Below are 19,241 nucleotides of genomic sequence, written 5' to 3'. Positions count from 1 at the left end.
TGCACTGTTTAAGTGCCTCGATAGCTCAGTTGGTAGAGCAGAGGATTGAAAATCCTCGTGTCCCTGGTTCGATTCCGGGTCGAGGCACCATTTATACAAAGCCTCGCTAATGCGGGGCTTTTTTGTTTCTAAGTTTTTTCTACCCTGCTCTATTTTTCCTGTATGTCATAAACAGTAAGTCCCTTTGTCCTTTTCGTACCGCTTTGAGAACTTTATTCAGCTTTTTTGACTAAAAATTAGATTGTTTATTAATTTGTGATCAATATGTTAATGATTGGCGTATCTACGGCACTTATAATTTCATCGCAAAGTATGTAATGTTATGTAAAGTCAATTGAGCAACGTTTGCTAAAGTGCTTGAATAACATTCATAAATAGCATTAATCAGGTTTAAAAATGATGTGGCAATATAAGCCATCTTTATTGGCAATAAGTATTATGCTGCTAAGTGGTTGTGCGAGTAACTTAAACCCGCAACTACGTGAGCAAGCACCGAATACACTCCCAGAACAGTGGCAACAAACAGCTGTTGAATCAGTAGTTGCTGTCAACGACACATGGTTTAATAAACTTGCTTCACCAACAGTAAAGCAGCTAGTTACTCAAGCGCTAAAAAACAATCAGCAACTATTGCAAAACCGTTTTGATGTAGAAATACAAAAACAGCAATTAATTGTCACCGGTGCCGCTTTATGGCCCAGTTTAGATATTTCAACGCGAGTAGGGCGAAGCAAAGATAATCGTCCGGTTAGTTATAATAACTCAAGCTCTGTATCGTTAGAGTTAGGTTATGAAATTGATTTATGGGGTAAACTCTCTGATGCAAAGCGTAGAGACAACCTCAACTACCTTGCTCAGCAAGCTCGCTATGAGCAAACTAAACAACAGCTTATTGCAGATGTTATAACAAATTGGTTTAACTTAATCAGTGCAGAGCAATTACTTGATTTGTTTAAGCGCAGAGAAGCTAACGCCCAGCAAAACCTTGAGATTATTGAGTCGGGTTATCGCCAAGGTTTAAATGAAGCGTTAGATGTTTATTTAGCTCGCAATGAGTTAAACAATGAACGCTCCCGTATAGCAACCCAAAAAGCAAATTTGACTCAAGCTGCACGTAGCCTTGAGCGTTTATTGGGGGAGTATCCAAAAGGATTGATAGCAGCGAATAACGACCTACCTGTAATTAATGACGACATTCCTCTTGGTTTACCGTCGGAGCTTATTACTCGCAAACCTGCGTTGCGTGCTAGTTGGTATCAGTTATTAGCCAGCGACGCTTCGCTTGCGTATGCGCATAAACAGCGTTTTCCGAGTTTAAATTTAGCGGCAGGTTTAAGCGATAGCACTAACAGGGTAAGCGACTTATTTTCTGCTTCAAGTCTTGCGTGGTCACTTATTGGTAGCATTTCAGCGCCTATTTTTGACGCTGGGCGACTCGCTGCGAACGAGGAAATAGCCAGTTTACAAACGCAAAAGCAAGAGCAAGCCTATCTGCAATCTTTATATGATGCATTTGGTGATGTTGAAAATGCTATTACCCAACAACAATCTTTAAAGGCACGCTACCAAAGCACCTTGCAGGCACAAGAAAATGCCTTAGCAGCAGAGCAATTATCGTTTGAACAATATCAAAGTGGTTTAGTGAGCTACACCACCGTATTAGATGCACAAGCACGCTCGTTTGATGCACAAAGTTCACTGATTGAAATTAAAAACCAATTACTCACAAATCGCATTAAATTACATGTTGCTCTTGGGGGCGACTTTGCAAAATCAAGATCCGCACAGGATGAGCAAGCACTATGAAACTCAACAAACAAAAAATAATTGTTCCCGCTGCTATCATTATAGCGACCATTTTTTTGGTGATGTTTATTAAAGGAAACCCGCCTAAAGCATCACGTTTTTCAGCACCGCCAAAAGCAAAAATTAATGTAGCGGTAAAACCATTGCAGTTAATTGACTACCCCGTTGAAATTGATAGCTTTGGTACGGTTAAACCACGAACTCAAAGTATGTTGGTGGCTCAGGTTTCTGGGCTGATTATTGATATAAATGAGCAGTTCCGCGAAGGCGGCTTTTTTGAAAAAGGCGATGTGTTACTTCAGTTAGATGATCGCGATTTAAAAGCAGAAGTTAAATCAGCACAAGCTAATTTGCTCAATGCCGAGCAAAACTTACTAGAAGAGCAAGCGCGAGGCCGACAAGCGCTTACTGATTGGCAACGTTTAGGCAATGAGTCTGAACCGAGTATTTTAGTACTTAGAAAGCCACAGCTAGCTGCAGCGCAAGCACAGGTTTTGTCAGCACAAGCACAATTGGAAAAAGCGCAACTAAATCTTGAACGTACTAAAATTAAAGCCCCTTATGCTGGGCGAGTATTAAACCGCAGCGTTGATTTAGGTCAGGTGGTATCTAACAATATGCAGTTGGCGACAATTTATGCAACCGACAGTGTTGAAATACGCTTACCGATAAAGAATAAAGATCTGCCTTTTATTAATTTACCTGAGCAATATCGAGATGGTGCTAAAAATCAGCGTGGCTCAGCGGTTAATTTCACTTCAGATTTAATTGGCGAGCAACAATGGCAAGGCCAACTTATTCGTACTGAGGGCGCAATAGATGAAAGTGCTCAGCAATTGTATGTGGTGGCTAAAATTAATGACCCTTATAAATCAACCAGTGATAATCAATACCCAGTAAAAATAGGGCAATACGTTAAAGCTAAAATTAATGGCAAAGTCGCCTCTCAGGTACTCGTTATTCCCAATAGTGCGATATATCAAGGCAGTTATGTTTATGTGGTTGAAAATGGCACACTACAGCGTAAAAATATTGCTTTAGCGTGGCAAAATGCGCTGCAAGGCATTGTGAGTAAAGGTCTTGAAGCGGGTAGTCAATTAGTGCTGACGCCACTGGGGCAAGTGAGTTCAGGTACACCAGTGCAGATAATGGATGCGACTCCTAAAGCACAAAAAACAGGAGAGCAGCCATGATCGCTTGGTTTACTCGTAACCATGTGGCTGCCAACTTATTGCTAATTAGTATTGTGTTGGGCGGCCTATTCAGCCTGTCTTCTAAGTTACCATTAGAGGTGTTTCCCTCGTTTGTTTCTGATCGTATAAATATTAGTGTGAGTTTACGTGGTTCAACCCCAGAAGATGCTGAAAAAGGGGTCACCATACGAATAGAAGAAGCATTACAAGATCTCGAAGGTATTAAACAAATATCGAGCCGCTCTTCTGAGGGGTCATCACAAGTAAGCGTTGAGGTTGATACTGGCTACGACGAGCGTGAATTGTTAGCGGATATAAAGAGCCGTGTCGATGCCATTAATACCTTTCCAGCCGATGCAGAAAAACCAGTAATAGGGTTAATCCAGCGTAAGCGTGAAGTAATAGCAGTCACTGTTTCAAGTGACTACAACGAAAAAGAAACCCTAGAATATGCAGAGCAAGTCCGTGATGAATTGCTGCGCATTCCGGCGATTACCCAAGTTGAACTTAGTGGCGTACGTAATTATGAGCTGGCAATCGAAGTAAGCCAAGATACGCTGCGCCAATACGATTTAACCTTGGCGCAAATATCCAGTGCCATTGCCAATTCAAGTTCTGATATTTCAGCAGGAAACCTTAAAACAGAGGGCGGCGATGTACTTATTCGCTCTAAAGGGCAAGCTTACCGCAAAGATGAATTTGCAAGCATTGTGATAAAAAATCAAGCCGATGGCACTATTATTCGCTTAAGTGATATTGCAACCATTAACGATGATTTTGAAGAAACCCCCGTGCGCACCCGCTTTAATGGCAAACAAGCCGCATTTATCGATGTGTACCGCATTGGTCCGCAAAGTGCGATAGAAGTGGCCGATGCAGTTAAAAACTATATTACCAGTGAGCAAGCTAATTTACCGCAAGGGTTTTATTTAAGCTATTGGGATGATGACTCTGAGGTAGTAAAAAGCCGTATTGCTACCCTAACTAGCAATGCTTTACAGGGGGGTATTTTGGTACTGGGGTTACTGACATTATTTTTAAGACCTGCCATCGCGTTTTGGGTATTTATTGGTATTCCAGTTTCATTTATGGGTGCGTTTATGGCAATGGCCGCCTTTGGCGTGACCATAAATGTGATCAGCTTATTTGGTTTTATATTGGTGCTAGGGATTGTGGTGGACGATGCCATTGTTACCGGTGAAAACGTGTATACCCATTTAAAAACCGCCAAATCGGGCGAAGAGGCTGCTATAAAAGGAACTCAAGAAGTAGCCACGCCAGTTACATTTGGCGTGTTAACCACCGTGGCCGCTTTTTTACCGTTAGGTTTTATAGAAGGCGCACGAGGCGCTATTTTTGCGCAAATTCCGGTGGTGGTTATTCCGGTATTATTGTTTTCATTGATTGAATCTAAATTTGTGCTGCCAGCGCATTTAAAATATATCAAACTGCGCCAGCAAAAAGGCAAAGGTTCTAAATTAGAGCAACTCCAACAACGTTTTGCAGATGGTTTTGAGCATGCCATTTTAAAATATTACCAACCCGTATTAGGGCTAGCGCTACGCAACAAACTGGCCACAGTCAGTTTGTTTATGGGCGTGTTTTTAATTATTTTAACCATGATAACCAGTGGTTGGACTAAGTTTATTTTCTTCCCACGTATTCCCAGTGAAACAGTTCGGGTTAATTTAACTTTTCCTGCTGGAACACCGTTTGAAGTCACGAATAAATACATTATTGATATGTCAGATAAAGCCAGAGAGCTTCAGCGTAAGTATCAAGATGAAGAAACAGGGCAAAGTATTATCCTTAATATTTTAGCCAGCACTGGCGGGCGAGGCGGTGCGGCTAATTCGGGTAGTGTGCGCTTTGAAATCACCCCAGCAGAACAACGAGAGTCTGATATTGGTTCGCGTGAGTTGGTAAAAGAGTGGCGGCAATTAATAGGGGTGATCCCAGGGGCTGAAAGTCTCACATTTAGAGCAGAAATAGGTAGAAGCTCAAACCCAATTGATATTCAATTATCGGGTAATTCCATAACCACACTGCAAACAGTGGCTGAGCAAATTAAACAACGATTGGCCACTTATCCAAGCGTGTTTGATATTGCCGATAGCATGTCTGATGGTAAAGAAGAGCTACAAATAGAGCTAACAGAGCAAGGGCTTGCACTTGGATTAAATAGAGTTGATGTATCAAGACAAGTGCGTAACTCGTTTTTTGGTGTACAAGTACAGCGCATTCAACGCGGGCGTGATGATGTGCGCGTTATGGTGCGCTTACCTATAGATGAAAGGCGCTCAGTTGCTGATTTAAAAGATATATTAATACAAACGCCTAATGGTGGGCGAGTGCCGCTGTCACACGTGGCCACTTTAGTACCGGGTCAAAGCCCATCAACCATTACCCGTATTGATCGTTACCGTACTCTTAATGTGTCGGCGGATGTAGAAAAAACCGATACCAATATGACCGTGCTTCAAGCTGATTTAAAAACCTACTTAGATGAACTTGTGCAACAATATCCAGGTGTAAGCCATTCATTAGAAGGTGAAGCCAAAGAGCAGCGCGAATCGTTTGGTTCATTATTGTGGGGAATGGTATTTGTATTTTTTGTAATTTATGGATTGCTCGCAATTCCCTTTAAATCGTACTTACAGCCACTGGTGGTGATGAGCATTATTCCTTTTGGCATGATTGGCGCAGTAATTGGCCATTGGATCATGGCTATGGAGCTTACCATTATGAGTTTGCTGGGAATGCTCGCGTTAATTGGGGTCGTGGTGAACGACTCGTTAGTATTGGTTGATTTTATTAATAAAAAGCGCAGTGAAGGGCTCGATTTAATGGAAGCTGTTAAAACCGCCGGCGTAGCGCGTTTTCGACCGGTTATGCTAACTAGTTTAACCACCTTTATAGGCTTAATGCCGCTGCTGTTTGAAAAGGCGACTCAGGCGCAGTTTTTAATTCCTATGGCAGTAAGCCTAGGTTTTGGGATTATATTTGCGACCTTTATAACCTTATTACTCGTTCCGGTTAACTATATGCTGATGGAGCGCTTTCAAGACTGGTTTAAGTAAGTGCAGACTACATAGATAAGTAGAGGTTTCAGGCACTAAGTTTCAGGTACTAGTAAGTAAAGCATCGGACTGTAAAAAATTCAGTTCGGTGTTTTTTATAATAACTAGGTGATTAATAAAATAAGGATATAAAAGTAATTGCTGGGGAATTAAAGTTATTGGAGGTGTTCCCCGAGAATGCGGTGCCCGGTGTCAGTCCTGAAACCTTGAGGTTTCAGGGCGGAAATCTGCGGTTTACCGTAGGCTTCTCGGTACATGCCGAGCTTGCACAATAGTAGACGAACAAAAATCCTGGTATAAAATTTATCGGCTCAGGGACTTAACCAAGCTCCTGCACCCCAGGGAACAAATTCAGTATATAAGACATATTCCAATCCTTAAACCCCAAACGTAAAAAATTAAACCGTTCGCTCAGTTTTCCTGCAAATTTAGGGTCTGTTGACCTTTGCGGATTAAAATTTGTTCAAACTAGGGGCGGTTTAATCGCGGCGCGAGGTTTGTAACCTAGTGGGCTAAGTAAAAACCGAGCAAAGCTTCCGCGTCCTGCTCACGCCCCTTACCTACATCCATGTAGGCAACAAAGAGTAAATCGCCCCTAAGCAGAACTCTTCGGGCAGCGCCTGTTTGGCATTGATGCTGCGTTATCGCCTATTTATGGGGAATAACCACACCACATAGGCTCTGCCTTGCTTAAATACCAAACAGACTGCTGCAAATTTAACCTTGAAGGGTCAACAGACCCTAATCTTATATTTACTTTTAAGATTGCTTTTTGAACTTAATCAGCTTTTCAATCGCTTGCTTTTGACCTCAGTCATAGAATTCATTGGAGTTGCTTTTTATCGAGTGGTAGCATTGCTTTAATTAGCAAAGCGAAGACGTCATTATGAATAACTTACCAGATTACGAAAAAGCCCAACTTCTTTTAGAGAAAAACGAAATATTTGTATCACCTGCTGAAGCGCATGGCGTTATTAGCGGTTTACTTGCTTGTGGGCTAAGCATTGACGATAAAGAATACTTAGGCTTACTGAGCGACGTATTTAATGATGGCGAGTCGTTTAGCAACGATTTAAAACAGTTTTTTGGTAAAGTTTATCAACAAGTTGTTGAAAGCTTTAACAATGAAGAGTTTCAATTTGATTTGTTTTTACCGAGTGATGACGAAACACTCATCGATCAAGCCAATGGGCTCGTATCATGGGTAGCTGGGTTTATGCTGGGCTTTGGCTTAAAGCAAAAAGACTATGGCAAGCTGTCGGCAGATGTAAAAGAAGTGATTAGCGACTTTAGCGAAATTACGCGCCTTGATACAACCTTTGAAGAAACCGAAGAAGATAGCCAAGCACTGCATGAAGTGATTGAGTACGTACGCGTATCGGCGTTACTGTGTTTTGCTGAACTTGGCAAAGAGCAAAACCCACAAAGCAACAAAAAAACACTGCATTAATTTAGCAATACAACAAAAGTAATGGGTTAGTTATTAATGGTTGAAATACAAAAGTCAGAGTTTAAAGCGCGCCGCGAGCGTTTATTGGCGGCAATGGATAGCAACAGTATTGCGATAATTCCTGCTGCAACCGAGCTCACACGTAGCCGAGATACTCACTACCCGTTTAGACAAGACAGTGACTTTTTTTACTTAACTGGTTTTAACGAACCTGATGCGGTATTGGTGTTATGCAAAGACAGTGATACGCCTTCTATATTGTTTTGTTTAGATAAAGATAAACTTGCAGAGGTATGGCACGGCAGGCGCATTGGTTTTGAAAAAGCGCAAAGTGAATACTTATTCGACAAAACTTATGCATTAAGTGAACTAAACGAACAATTATTGAATTTGGTGAACGGCCAACAGATTTTATTTTATGCACAAGGGACGTATCCTGCCTTCGACGGCAAAGTATTTTCAATGCTCAATACTTTGCGTAGTGCCCCCAAAAAAGGCGATACAGCACCGAGTACAATTAAAGATATTCGTCCGCTACTACATGAAATGCGCCTATTTAAATCGCCAAGCGAAATTAACATTATGCGTGAAGGCTGCGAAATAAGTGCTCGAGCACATATGCGTGCCATGCGTTTTTCCCACGTTGGTGCAACCGAGTTTCAATTAGAGGCAGAGCTTCATTATCACTATGCAATGAACGGTGCGCCACATCCTGCTTATGGCACTATTGTCGGCAGTGGCGATAACGCCAATATTTTGCACTACACCCAAAATAGCGATGTATTGAACAATGGCGACTTAGTGCTGATTGATTCAGGCTGTGAGCTACAAGGCTACGCCGCCGATATAACGCGTACTTTCCCCGTTAACGGTAAATTTAGCACTGAGCAAGCTGCGCTTTATAATATTGTGCTTAAAGCGCAAGAAGTGGCATTTAACGAAGTAAAGCCCGGTGGCTACTTATCGCAGGCTAATAAATTAGCTATGCAAGTGCTAACCCAAGGTTTACTCGATTTAGGTATTTTAACCGGCGACTTTGATGAGCTAATGGCGCAAGGAGCCTGTAAAGAATATTACATGCATGGTCTTGGCCATTGGTTAGGACTCGATGTTCACGATGTAGGCGATTACCGAGTAAATAATGAAGAGCGTGCATTTGAGCCTGGTATGGTACTGACCATTGAACCTGGGCTTTATATTAGTAAAGACTCAAACGCACCCAAAAAATACCAAGGCATAGGTATTCGTATTGAAGATAACTTATTAGTAACTGAGTCAGGTCACGAAAACTTAACGATTACCGTGCCTAAAAAAATTAGCGAAATAGAAGCGTTAATGCAAAGCGCTAAAAACGTATAAGCTTGGAGATAAAAGTGGCTAAGCAGTTTGATGTTGTAGTTATTGGCGGTGGTTTAGTGGGCGCAAGTTGCGCACTGAGCATAAGTAAAAAAAATCCCAGCCTACATATTGCCGTGGTTGAAGCAAACCAAGTAACCACAGATTATCACCCAAGTTTTGACGACAGAAGCATAGCGCTTGCACAGCAGTCGGTGGAGTATTTACAAAGCCTCAATTTATTTGAAATAAACGCTCCCTATGCGGCAGCCATAAAAAAAGTCAGTGTGTCAGACAAAGGGCACTTTGGTAAAACCCATATACACAGTGATGAGTTTACTAAACCCTCATTAGGTTATGTGGTTGAGGTAAACCCATTTGGCAGAGCGCTGCATCAGCGTTTAACGCAATCAAATATATCGCTTTTTTGCCCTGATAGCGTAACGGCGATAAAACAAAACGCCGATAGTAATGAACTTACATTACAAAGTAGCGAAAAACTGAGTGCTAAGCTGTTGGTGATTGCCGACGGTACACAGTCGCCAACTCGTAATTTATTGGGGCTCGGCTTCAATACCCAGCCTTATGAACAAGGTGCGATTATTGCCAATATAGAAGTCGCTGGTGGACACCATCATCAGGCGTTTGAGCGGTTTACCCAAAATGGCCCAATGGCTTTATTACCCATGAGTAATAACCGCTATTCGTTAGTATGGTGTATGCGCCAAGAACATATTGAGCAGTATATGTCGCTAAGTAAACCAGACTTTATAAGTGCGCTGCAAACTGCCTTTGGTTATCGTGCAGGGCAATTTATAAAAGTCGGTATGCGCGCCAGTTATCCGCTGGTTTATGGGCAAATAGAATCGTTAACAGCGCACCGTACTGTGGTAATAGGTAACGCGGCACATGCAATTCACCCAATTGCAGGTCAAGGCTTTAATTTAGGGCTGCGCGACGTACAAGTGCTTAGTGACTTAATAGCAAACAGTGAACACGATTTAGGGAGTTATGCCTTTACTCGTCAATATTCAATTAAGCGCAGTGATGATATAAACACCGTAATGACATTAACCGACGCACTGGTTCGACTTTTTTCAAACTCATCACGGGTGTTAGCGCTTGGTCGTAGTATTGGGCTATTTTCAATGGATTTATTCCCCGCATTTAAAGCCCCATTGGCTAAACAGTTAATGGGACAAGTTAAACAAGGTACACGTTTATGAAACAAGTACAGGTTTGTATAGTGGGTGGTGGCTGCGTAGGTTTAACGCTGGCGCTAGGGCTTGCTAAAGCGAATATCAGTGTGGTTGTGTTAGATGCAGCGCCAACTCAAGCTCCACCGAGCGATGACTATGGTTTACGTGTAAGCGCATTGAGTATTGCCAGCCAAACTTTGCTCGAGCAGTTAAATGTATGGCCACACATAATAGCTGAGCGTGCTTGTGTTTATACGCACATGGATGTACGCGATACCGACAGCTTTGGAAAAATAGCCTTTAATAACGAGCAACTTGAGCTTGAGCATTTAGGCCACATTGTTGAAAACGACATTATTCGCTTTGCACTAATAAAAGAGCTTGAGCAGCAAAGTAATGCCACACTCATGTTTAATACCGAGTATCAGCAAATACACCAAAGCGAGTCTGATGTATTTATTAATTTAAAAACTGGCGAACCTATTATTGCTAAGTTGCTGGTGGCGGCTGATGGTGCAAATTCAGCGATTCGTAAACAGTTTAATATGGCGCTGAGCTTTAAAGATTACGATCACCATGCGTTAGTAGCGACAGTTAAAACTAAAGAGTCACACAAAAATACCGCACGCCAAGTGTTTTTACCTACAGGGCCGCTAGCGTTCTTGCCATTGAGCGATGAGCATACTCATTCAATTGTGTGGTCTACCAGCCCTAATCATTGTGATGAATTGTTAGCAATGGACGACACCACTTTTAATAAAGCAGTTATGGCTGCAATAGATGGCCAATGCGGTTTATGTGAATTGCAAAGTAAGCGCGTCGCGTTTCCACTTAAAATGCGTTACGCCCAACAATGGGTTAATGGCAAGGTGGTGTTAATGGGCGATGCAGCGCATACCATTCATCCATTAGCAGGGCTGGGTATGAACCTAGGTCTAAAAGATGCGGCTTATTTAATCGAGCTACTAAGTAAAGACACCAACGAATTTGCCAGTACGCGAACATTGCGTGATTACGAGCGCACTCGCAAGCTCGACGCACAAAAACACATAGCCATGATGCAAGGGCTAAAAGAGCTATTTGAAGGCGCAAACCCAGTTAAAAAGCTGATTCGTGGAGTTGGGCTTTCGTTAGTTGATAACTTGGGCCCAATCAAACACCTATTCGCTAAAGAAGCGATAGGGAAGTGATAAAGACAAGCGGTCAGTTTTTAGCTGTCAGCTTTCAGCCAAAGAAAAACCGATGTTTAGTTTAAGCATCGGTTTTTTTATAGGCTAATGCTTTCTTTAGTGTAGGCTTACAGTTTGCTGACGCGACGATCGAAGCTCGTAATGCTTTTAAATTAATGAGCTACAAATTTTCTTGCACTTCATTCAACATATCTTGCAGTGCATCGATTAACAGCGGGTCACGCGAGTTCTGTTTAGCAAGTTCTAGTGCGTGTTTCATACTAGTGAATGCCTCTTTGAACTGTTTATTAGCAGTGTAGCCTTGCGATAATCGCATGTGAGAGTAAGCAGCATTAGGGTAATCGCGAGTAAAGTGTTTAAGTGTTGTTATCGCTTTTTTAGTGTTGCCAAATTTCTGCTGGCTATGAGCAAATTCTACGTACACATCTTGTGGAATTTTAAGCTCAAATCCGTACTTATCACTAAGTGCTTGGTAATAACCGGTAATCAATGATACATCCGCAAATTTTCCGTGCTCGTCAGTCACTTTAAATATTAGGTCGCTAAATAAGTGAATTAGGCTATCGCTAAGTGCTGGAAGTATGGTGCCCATATGAGTAAAAGAGGGGTAATGCTTATATTCCCATTTTAGCTGCGTGGGCATTTGTTGCTCTAAATTTACTAAAGTATTTAATGCACCTGTATAAAAGCGTGCGCCTTCACTTGCTACACTAATAAATAACGCTTGAGCGCCTTTAGGGTTTTTAGTGTATTTAGTGATATTACTTTTTAACTCTTCATCACTCCACCAACTATTTGGGCTTATGGCTATATAGTTGTTAAATAATTCCGGCTGATTAACTAAAGTATAAAGCGCTAATGTACCAGCATTAGAATGACCAATTAAGGTGTTGTAACCATTAGTTGGGTAGTTGCTATTTATATAGGGCATGAGCTCATCAGACACAAACTTTAAAAAATTATCGGTTTGCCCTGCGTCAGGCCATTTATTTTTAACAAAGGTTTGAAACTCCGTTTTAGGCTCACTTTGTACTTTAGGTAAGTAATCACGAACACGGTTGGTTGTATCAATAGCAACAAGCATTGCATTAGGTATCTGCTCGTAATCAACAAGAGATTTTATAACGCCAGACGCCGTATGAAAGTGCTCAACACCATCAAGTAAATAAATAACATAGAGCGGCTGATCGTCTTTTACATTTTCAGGTATGAATATTCTGATAGGTCTGTCTTCGTTAAGTATTTTTGATTGTAGAATGACCTTTTTACCCACGGTTATGTCGGTTGTAGCGGTGTCTGCATAGCTTAAAACAGGTGTACTAAAAGTAAGTATTAACACAAGCGATAGTAAGAGCTTCATAAATATCCTTATTAAATAATGTGTTGTTTAATAATTGCACGGCTTTAGATTTGAGTAAATGTTTATATTTTAGGGGCAAATGTAGGGCTTAAGTAATTAAAAGCTCCACTTTTCAAGCGAGCAAGCTCGCGCTTACCTAGTAAATATTAAACACTTATCTTTATTTTACTTATTGATATAAAGGGAGCATCCAATAATGTCTTCCCGAAGCCCGAAGCCCGAAGCCCGAAGCCCGAAGCCCGAAGCCCGACCCCCGAAGCCCGAACCCTTATCTATTAAAGCTTAAAAAACCTGCTTGCTTAATTATCCTACTAAGCGTAAAATGCGCGCTCATTTCGGCTTTTAAACTATTAATTCCTTGCCTTAAACCGACCGGCCGAAACGGTAGAAGGCTCTATTAACCGTAAGGAATATCCATGCGTCATTACGAAATCGTATTCATGGTTCACCCTGATCAGAGTGAGCAAGTATCTGGTATGATCGAACGTTATACTGGTTCTATCACTGAAGCAGGTGGTACTATCCACCGTCTTGAAGACTGGGGCCGTCGTCAACTGGCTTACCCAATCAACAAGCTTCATAAAGCTCATTATGTTCTTATGAACGTTGAAGCACCAACTGAAGTAATCAGCGAGCTAGAAACTACTTTCCGCTACAACGATGCAGTGCTTCGTAACTTAGTTATGCGTACTAAAAACGCTGTAACTGAAGCGTCTCCTCTTGTAAGAGAAGAGAAGAAAGAAGCACCAGCTGCTTAATTGTTTTGAGTCCTAGCATGGCACGTAGTCAGCAGTTACTATAATGGTTAGCCCATATACGAATCAGCTGGTTATATCGGGGGTTGTTTGTAAAACACCCAAGTTTAGCCAAAGCCCCGCGGGCATACCGCATTGTATTTTTGTTGTAGAACATAAATCAATGCAAGTTGAAGCAGATCTTAACCGTAATAGTTATGTGAGGCTTCAGGTGGTTGCCAGTGGTAAGCAAATGCAACAACAGACTCAACATTTGCACGTTGGGCAGGCATTGCAAGTGAGTGGTTTTTTAAATCGCCACGAAGGTCGTAACGGCCTTAGCCAATTGGTTTTGCATGCTCAGCATATAGAAAGAATTATTTGAGGAATTAATCTCATGGCACGTTATTTCAGACGTCGTAAGTTCTGCCGCTTTAAAGCGGAAGGCGTACAACAAATCGATTACAAAGATCTAGCTACTCTTAGAAACTATGTTACAGAAAGTGGCAAAATCGTACCTAGCCGTATCACAGGTACTAGCGCTAAATACCAGCGCCAGCTAGCAACTGCTATTAAGCGTGCTCGCTACTTAGCCCTTCTTCCATACACTGACTTACATAAGTAAGCAGCGGATTAACACGTTTTTAAAAGGTGTAGAAACATGCAAGTTATTCTACTAGATAAGATCGCTAACCTAGGTGGCCTAGGTGACCAGGTTGTTGTTAAATCTGGCTTCGCACGTAACTTCCTTTTCCCACAAGGTAAGGCAGTTCCTGCAACTAAAGCAAACATTGAAACGTTTGACGCACGTCGCGCAGAACTAGAAGCAAAAATCGCTGAACAGTTAACTGCAGCACAAGCACGCGCTGACAAACTTGAAGCATTAGCAGAAGTTACATTAGTATCTAAAGCTGGTGACGAAGGTAAATTATTCGGTTCAATCGGTACTCGTGACATCGCTGACGCTATCTCAGCTGTTGGTGTTGAAGTTGCTAAATCAGAAGTTCGTTTACCTCTAGGTACTATCCGTGAGACTGGCGAATTTGACGTTGCAATCGCAGTACACTCAGACGTAACAGCTACTATTAAAGTAATCGTTATTGCTGAAGCTTAATTTTTAAAATTAAGTTAAAAAAAAACCGTGCTTTGCACGGTTTTTTTGTATCTAAAATTTGTAATTCAAAACAATAAATTGTTTGTTGTGGATTAAATCAAACACTTTTCTAAGTTAAACCTTTATTTTCAAAAAAATTTTATTTCATTTAAACCTTTCTATTTCTCCTCGCGTCTAATAAGTTAAATTGCAATTACATAATTATAAACAGGAAAAATTTGCGATGTTAATGGACGCTAATCAGCCAATAACTGATCAAGTGCAGCAAATGCTTATTGATCAAGTTAAAAACGGCGACCAGTTAGCCTATAAAGCGCTCTATGACATGCATAAAGCAAAAGTTTATGGCTTATGCCTGAGGCTAATTGCCGATGAGGGGCATGCGCAAGATGCAACCCAAGAAGTATTTGTACAGGTATGGCACAAAATAGCGCAATTTGATGGGCGTTCGCAATTTTCTACCTGGCTTTACAGTGTCACCAGTAATATTGCTATTAGCTATGTGCGTAAGCAAAAACATTGGCTTAATAAAGTTATTAGCTTTGAACAAAGCGGTATGGATGAGCAATCTGCAAATGACTGCAATGGCTTAAATGGCTTAGATAAATTAATCGTTAGGCTGCCTGAGCGCGCAAGAATGGTATTTGTACTGTATGCCGTTGAAGGTTATAGGCATGAAGAAATAGCAACCTTGCTAGGCATGGCTGTAGGCTCTAGTAAGGCGCAATATCATCGTGCAAGGCAATTATTAAAACAGTGGTACGAAAATGAGTAAAACAAATTTTGATGACTACTTAAATGAGTCGCTAACACAATTAAATAAAAATATAACACCCGATAAAGAGCTCTGGGATGGGATTGAGCGCGCCATAATGACTAATAAGCAGGCAAGTACAGTTAAGAGTGTAGTTTGGCCGAAGCTAACTGCTATTGCGGCATGTTGTGTGGCTGCTTTGGTTAGCACTATGGTGTTTTTTACATCTCCAGAGACAAATACCGCTGTGGCGATGAGTGATTTTTTTACTAAGCAAAAACAAAGTTTACTTGTTCGATACCAAAGCCAAGCGGCACTAACAGATAACTGGCAAGTGCAGCTACAAGAACTTGAAGATGCTGAGCAGGCTATAAAGCAAACACTTGAAAATGAACCACAAAATAAGGCGCTACTGTCTATGTTAGCGCAAGTATATCAACAACAACTCGACTTAATTAACAAGGTGCATGCACCGCGTTGGCAACAAATCTAGGAGAAATAAATGAAAGCAATAATACTTGGAATCGCTTTATTACCAATGGCTGTATTTGCCGGTGAAAAAATAGAACAACAAATTGAAGTACCAAACGGTGGCGTTATTCATATAGAAAATCAGCGCGGCAATGTAAATATTATGGGCTGGGAAAAAAACCAATTTAAAGTGAGCGGCGAGCTTGATGATAAAGCACAAGGCTACACTCTTAAAACACAAGGTAATAAAACTCAGTTTATTGTAAAAATGCCTGATCTTTCAAATTGGGATAATAATAATAATGGCTCAACGCTAACTATTTTCATGCCGCAAAGCAGTGCGCTGGAGTATGTTGGGGTTAACGCTTCGGTAACTGCAAAAGAGTTAAAAAGAGGCACTGAAATTGATGTAGTCAATGGCGCCATTACAGTAAATGATCTTAACGGCGATATTAAGCTTACTAGTGTTAACGGTGACATCAACGCAAAAAACCTCAGTGGTAAAGTGCAATTTGAAACTGTAAATGGCGCAATTGATGATCAGCAATCTAACGGAGAAGTTCGTTTTAATGCGGTTAATGGGAATATAAAATCAAACTCGACTGCCAATGATATTCGCTTAGAAAATGTAAACGGTGATATCAATCTTACCTTCGATGCAATCAAAGAGTTACAAATAAGCACTGTAAATGGCGAAGTTGAAGTGCGTATTAATCGCCTTTTAAGTGATGCTGATGTAAGTTTTGAATCTGTAAGTGGCAATGCTGAGTTTTACTTTCCAGCTGATTTATCGGCACAATTTGAAGTGCAAGCCCATGCCGGCGGTAAAATTGACAACCAGCTAACGAGCGACCAAGTGCAAAAAGCCAAATATGGCCCAGCAAGTGGAATTAAGTTTAATACTAATGGCACCGATGCCAGTGTAGAAATGAATACCATAAGTGGGACGATTGGACTTAAGCGTCAATAATCATCCATTTTATTTTAAGTTACAAAAAGCAGGAAAGATTTCCTGCTTTGCTATTTGCACAGCCCCGCCAAGTCGATAGAATAGAGCCATTCAATTTTAGTACTGTGAAGTTATGGCCAAACCAGATAAGCAAGTCGACACTCTTAAAGTTCCTCCCCATTCAATAGAAGCTGAACAATCTGTTTTAGGTGGTTTAATGCTTGATAATCAAGCATTTGATCGCGTAGCTGAACTTGTTGTGTCACAGGACTTTTATACCCGTACCCATAAGCTTATTTTTGAGGCAATGACAGCACTGGCTGAAATTGGCGATCCGATTGATTTAATTACTATTTCTGAAAGTTTAGAAAAAAATAATCAGCTTTCAGGGATTGGTGGCTTTGCGTATTTAGCCGAAATAGCTAAAAACACCCCAAGTGCTGCTAATATTGATGCTTACGCTAGCATTGTACGCGAGCGTGCAGTTGTGCGTGAAATGATTGGTGTTGCCAATGAAATTGCTGAGGCAGGCTTTAACCCAGAAGGGCGCACAAGTCACGATTTACTCGACTTTGCTGAGAGCAAAGTATTTAAAATTGCTGAGCAACGTACAAAAAGTAGTGATGGCCCGCAAAGCATTCACAACATACTTGAAAAAACCGTTGATAAAATAGAAGAGCTTTATCAGTCACCACAAGATGGTGTTACCGGTGTAAGCACAGGTTACGCTGATTTAGATAAAATGACGACTGGTCTGCAGCCCTCAGATTTAATTATTGTAGCAGCACGTCCATCGATGGGTAAAACTACCTTTGCGATGAACCTTGCTGAGCATGCAGCAATGACCCAAGACAAGCCTGTACTTATCTACTCACTAGAGATGCCCTCTGAACAAATTATGATGAGGATGCTGGCTTCCCTTGGCCGAATTAACCAAACCAAAGTACGTACTGGTCAGCTAGATGACGATGACTGGGCGCGCCTTTCATCAACCATGGGGTTACTCATGGAAAAAGGCAAAATGTATGTTGATGACGCCTCAGGCTTAACACCCACTGATGTACGTTCACGTGCACGTCGTATTGCCCGCGATCATGGTGGTATTAGTATGATCATGGTCGATTACCTACAATTAATGCGCGTACCTAGCTTGTCAGATAATCGTACCTTAGAAATTGCCGAAATTTCACGTTCACTTAAAGCATTAGCAAAAGAATTACAGTGTCCGGTTGTTGCACTATCGCAGCTTAACCGTACCCTAGAGCAACGTGCTGATAAACGCCCAATTAACTCAGATTTGCGTGAGTCGGGCTCTATTGAGCAAGATGCCGATTTAATCATGTTTATTTATCGTGACGAAGTATACAACGAAGACAGTACTGATAAAGGTGTTGCAGAAATTATCATCGGTAAACAGCGTAACGGTCCGATTGGTAAAGTGCGCCTAACCTTCCAAGGTCAATTCTCTCGTTTTGATAATTACGCGGGGCCTGCTGTAGATGATGATTACTAATGCGCTTAGCTATTGCCGAAATTAACTTACAAGCACTTGCTCATAATTTAGCGCAAGTGCGACAGTTTGCGCCTAACAGTAAAGTTATGGCGGTATTAAAAGCCAATGCTTATGGCCATGGTTTAGTTAAAATAGCGCAGCACCTTAATGATGCCGACGCATTTGCAGTGGCACGAATAGATGAAGCGCTCGCACTTCGAGCAGGCGGGCTGACCAAGCCTATTGTGTTGTTGGAAGGTTTTTTCCATCAAGATGACTTGCCGATTTTATTAGCCAATAACTTTCAAACCATAATCCATGATGAAAACCAGCTCAGAGCACTTGAAAATGCAAAGCTCGATGCACCAATCAGTTGCTGGTTAAAAATCAATACGGGTATGCATCGTTTAGGGGTTGCACCAACGCAATTGAATGATTTTTATCAGCGCTTGCAAGCGACTAATAACGCTAAAGATACAATCAATTTAATGACGCACTTTTCCAGTGCCGATGATGTTAATGATCCCAAAACAGCTGAGCAAATTGCTTTGTTTGATTCATTAGTGCAAGGCAAACAACAAGCACATTGTTTAGCAAATTCGGCCGGTATTATTGCTTGGCCTGCCGGTCATGGAGAGTGGGTGCGTCCAGGCTTGATGATGTATGGTGTATCACCAATGCTTAACACTTCAGGCAAAGATCATCAGCTTAAGCCGGTGATGCGCTTAACCACTAAGGTCATTGCAATTCGCGATGTTGATGCTGCGCAAGGTGTTGGTTATGGTGGCAGTTGGCAAAGTGCTCAGCCAACTAAGCTTGCAGTGGTTGCTATGGGCTATGGTGATGGTTATCCGCGTCATGCTAAACATGGTACCCCAGTAGTGATTGCTGGCAAACGTTATGGTATTGCTGGCAACATCTCTATGGATATGATCAGTGTTGATATTGGTGAAAATGCTGATGGCATCAAAGTCGGCGATGAAGTAGTAATGTGGGGCCCTGAGTTGCCGGTAGAAGAAATTGCACAATGTGCTGATACTATATCTTACGAGTTATTGTGTAATATTACACCGCGCGTAAGTTATGAGTACCAGCGCTAATATTTATTTTAAAA

General features: G+C 41.5%; 17 protein-coding genes, 1 tRNA gene and 1 other RNA gene. 17 read left to right on the top strand and 2 right to left on the bottom strand.

The features are described from left to right. The first annotated feature begins 14 nt into the window (after positions 1–14). From BM380_RS12505 to BM380_RS12490, 4 genes are all read left to right on the top strand, one after another. Positions 15–90: transfer RNA gene (locus BM380_RS12505), tRNA-Phe, on the top strand. 306 nt (positions 91–396) lie between these two features. Continuing rightward, entirely contained in the window at positions 397–1,806 is a 1,410-nt protein-coding gene (locus BM380_RS12500) for a TolC family protein (RefSeq protein ID WP_058154219.1), read from the top strand. Further along, positions 1,803–2,999, top strand: a complete 1,197-nt coding sequence (locus tag BM380_RS12495) for an efflux RND transporter periplasmic adaptor subunit (protein WP_013464147.1) — start codon at positions 1,803–1,805, stop codon at positions 2,997–2,999. Before BM380_RS12500 ends, BM380_RS12495 begins: the two co-directional genes overlap by 4 nt. Next, entirely contained in the window at positions 2,996–6,079 is a 3,084-nt protein-coding gene (locus tag BM380_RS12490) for an efflux RND transporter permease subunit (RefSeq protein ID WP_028834371.1), read from the top strand. Before BM380_RS12495 ends, BM380_RS12490 begins: the two co-directional genes overlap by 4 nt. Before the next feature lie 164 nt (positions 6,080–6,243). Here the strand turns inward: BM380_RS12490 and ssrS are convergent. Continuing rightward, a non-coding RNA gene (gene ssrS, locus BM380_RS12485) (6S RNA) lies at positions 6,244–6,427 on the bottom strand. A gap of 538 nt (positions 6,428–6,965) precedes the next feature. Here ssrS and BM380_RS12480 point away from each other — a divergent pair. Genes BM380_RS12480 through BM380_RS12465 form a run of 4 tightly spaced genes read left to right on the top strand, consistent with a single transcriptional unit; the run spans position 6,966 to position 11,253 of the window. Continuing rightward, positions 6,966–7,529 carry a UPF0149 family protein gene (locus tag BM380_RS12480; protein WP_024600851.1) on the top strand — a complete coding sequence of 188 codons (564 nt, stop codon included), beginning with the start codon at positions 6,966–6,968 and terminating at the stop codon, positions 7,527–7,529. 36 nt (positions 7,530–7,565) lie between these two features. Continuing rightward, entirely contained in the window at positions 7,566–8,888 is a 1,323-nt protein-coding gene (pepP, locus tag BM380_RS12475; RefSeq protein WP_090494634.1) for a Xaa-Pro aminopeptidase, read from the top strand. Between the two features lie 14 nt (positions 8,889–8,902). Then, positions 8,903–10,090 carry a 2-octaprenyl-6-methoxyphenyl hydroxylase gene (gene ubiH / locus BM380_RS12470; protein ID WP_090494631.1) on the top strand — a complete coding sequence of 396 codons (1,188 nt, stop codon included), beginning with the start codon at positions 8,903–8,905 and terminating at the stop codon, positions 10,088–10,090. Beyond that, positions 10,087–11,253, top strand: a complete 1,167-nt coding sequence (locus BM380_RS12465; RefSeq protein ID WP_090494629.1) for an FAD-dependent monooxygenase — start codon at positions 10,087–10,089, stop codon at positions 11,251–11,253. Before ubiH ends, BM380_RS12465 begins: the two co-directional genes overlap by 4 nt. A gap of 160 nt (positions 11,254–11,413) precedes the next feature. On the opposite strand, the gene BM380_RS12460 is transcribed toward BM380_RS12465, so the two are convergent. Continuing rightward, on the bottom strand, positions 11,414–12,613 hold the full coding sequence (locus tag BM380_RS12460; RefSeq protein ID WP_090494626.1) for an alpha/beta hydrolase-fold protein: 1,200 nt from the start codon (positions 12,611–12,613) through the stop codon (positions 11,414–11,416). A 416-nt stretch (positions 12,614–13,029) separates the two neighbouring features. Between BM380_RS12460 and rpsF the strand changes: the two genes are divergently transcribed. The 9 genes from rpsF to alr all read left to right on the top strand — a co-directional run bounded on the left by rpsF (position 13,030) and on the right by alr (position 19,227). Continuing rightward, positions 13,030–13,371 carry a 30S ribosomal protein S6 gene (rpsF, locus tag BM380_RS12455; protein WP_008110420.1) on the top strand — a complete coding sequence of 114 codons (342 nt, stop codon included), beginning with the start codon at positions 13,030–13,032 and terminating at the stop codon, positions 13,369–13,371. A 43-nt stretch (positions 13,372–13,414) separates the two neighbouring features. After that, a complete protein-coding gene (priB, locus tag BM380_RS12450) occupies positions 13,415–13,732 on the top strand; it encodes a primosomal replication protein N (RefSeq protein ID WP_008466122.1) in 318 nt (105 codons plus the stop codon). A 12-nt stretch (positions 13,733–13,744) separates the two neighbouring features. Further along, positions 13,745–13,972: a 30S ribosomal protein S18 gene (gene rpsR, locus BM380_RS12445; protein ID WP_002962753.1), complete on the top strand. Its 228-nt coding sequence runs from the start codon at positions 13,745–13,747 to the stop codon at positions 13,970–13,972. Positions 13,973–14,008: 36 nt separating this feature from the next. Further along, positions 14,009–14,461, top strand: a complete 453-nt coding sequence (gene rplI, locus BM380_RS12440) for a 50S ribosomal protein L9 (protein ID WP_008110407.1) — start codon at positions 14,009–14,011, stop codon at positions 14,459–14,461. A gap of 223 nt (positions 14,462–14,684) precedes the next feature. Then, the gene (locus BM380_RS12435) at positions 14,685–15,236 is read left to right on the top strand and encodes an RNA polymerase sigma factor (protein WP_016900127.1); all 552 of its coding nucleotides are present in this window, start codon (positions 14,685–14,687) and stop codon (positions 15,234–15,236) included. Further along, the gene (locus tag BM380_RS12430) at positions 15,229–15,708 is read left to right on the top strand and encodes a hypothetical protein (RefSeq protein ID WP_090494624.1); all 480 of its coding nucleotides are present in this window, start codon (positions 15,229–15,231) and stop codon (positions 15,706–15,708) included. The genes BM380_RS12435 and BM380_RS12430 overlap by 8 nt, the downstream gene beginning before the upstream one ends. 9 nt (positions 15,709–15,717) lie before the next feature. Continuing rightward, positions 15,718–16,656: a DUF4097 family beta strand repeat-containing protein gene (locus BM380_RS12425; protein ID WP_024601519.1), complete on the top strand. Its 939-nt coding sequence runs from the start codon at positions 15,718–15,720 to the stop codon at positions 16,654–16,656. 112 nt (positions 16,657–16,768) lie between these two features. After that, positions 16,769–18,148: a replicative DNA helicase gene (gene dnaB, locus BM380_RS12420; RefSeq protein ID WP_016900130.1), complete on the top strand. Its 1,380-nt coding sequence runs from the start codon at positions 16,769–16,771 to the stop codon at positions 18,146–18,148. Further along, on the top strand, positions 18,148–19,227 hold the full coding sequence (alr, locus tag BM380_RS12415; RefSeq protein WP_016900131.1) for an alanine racemase: 1,080 nt from the start codon (positions 18,148–18,150) through the stop codon (positions 19,225–19,227). The genes dnaB and alr overlap by 1 nt, the downstream gene beginning before the upstream one ends. The last annotated feature ends 14 nt before the right edge of the window (positions 19,228–19,241 follow it).

The sequence above is a fragment of the Pseudoalteromonas sp. DSM 26666 genome (assembly GCF_900116475.1).
Taxonomy (GTDB): domain Bacteria; phylum Pseudomonadota; class Gammaproteobacteria; order Enterobacterales; family Alteromonadaceae; genus Pseudoalteromonas; species Pseudoalteromonas tetraodonis.
The sequence above is the reverse complement of the archived record's forward strand: the minus strand, read 5'-3'. Positions and strand labels throughout refer to the sequence as shown.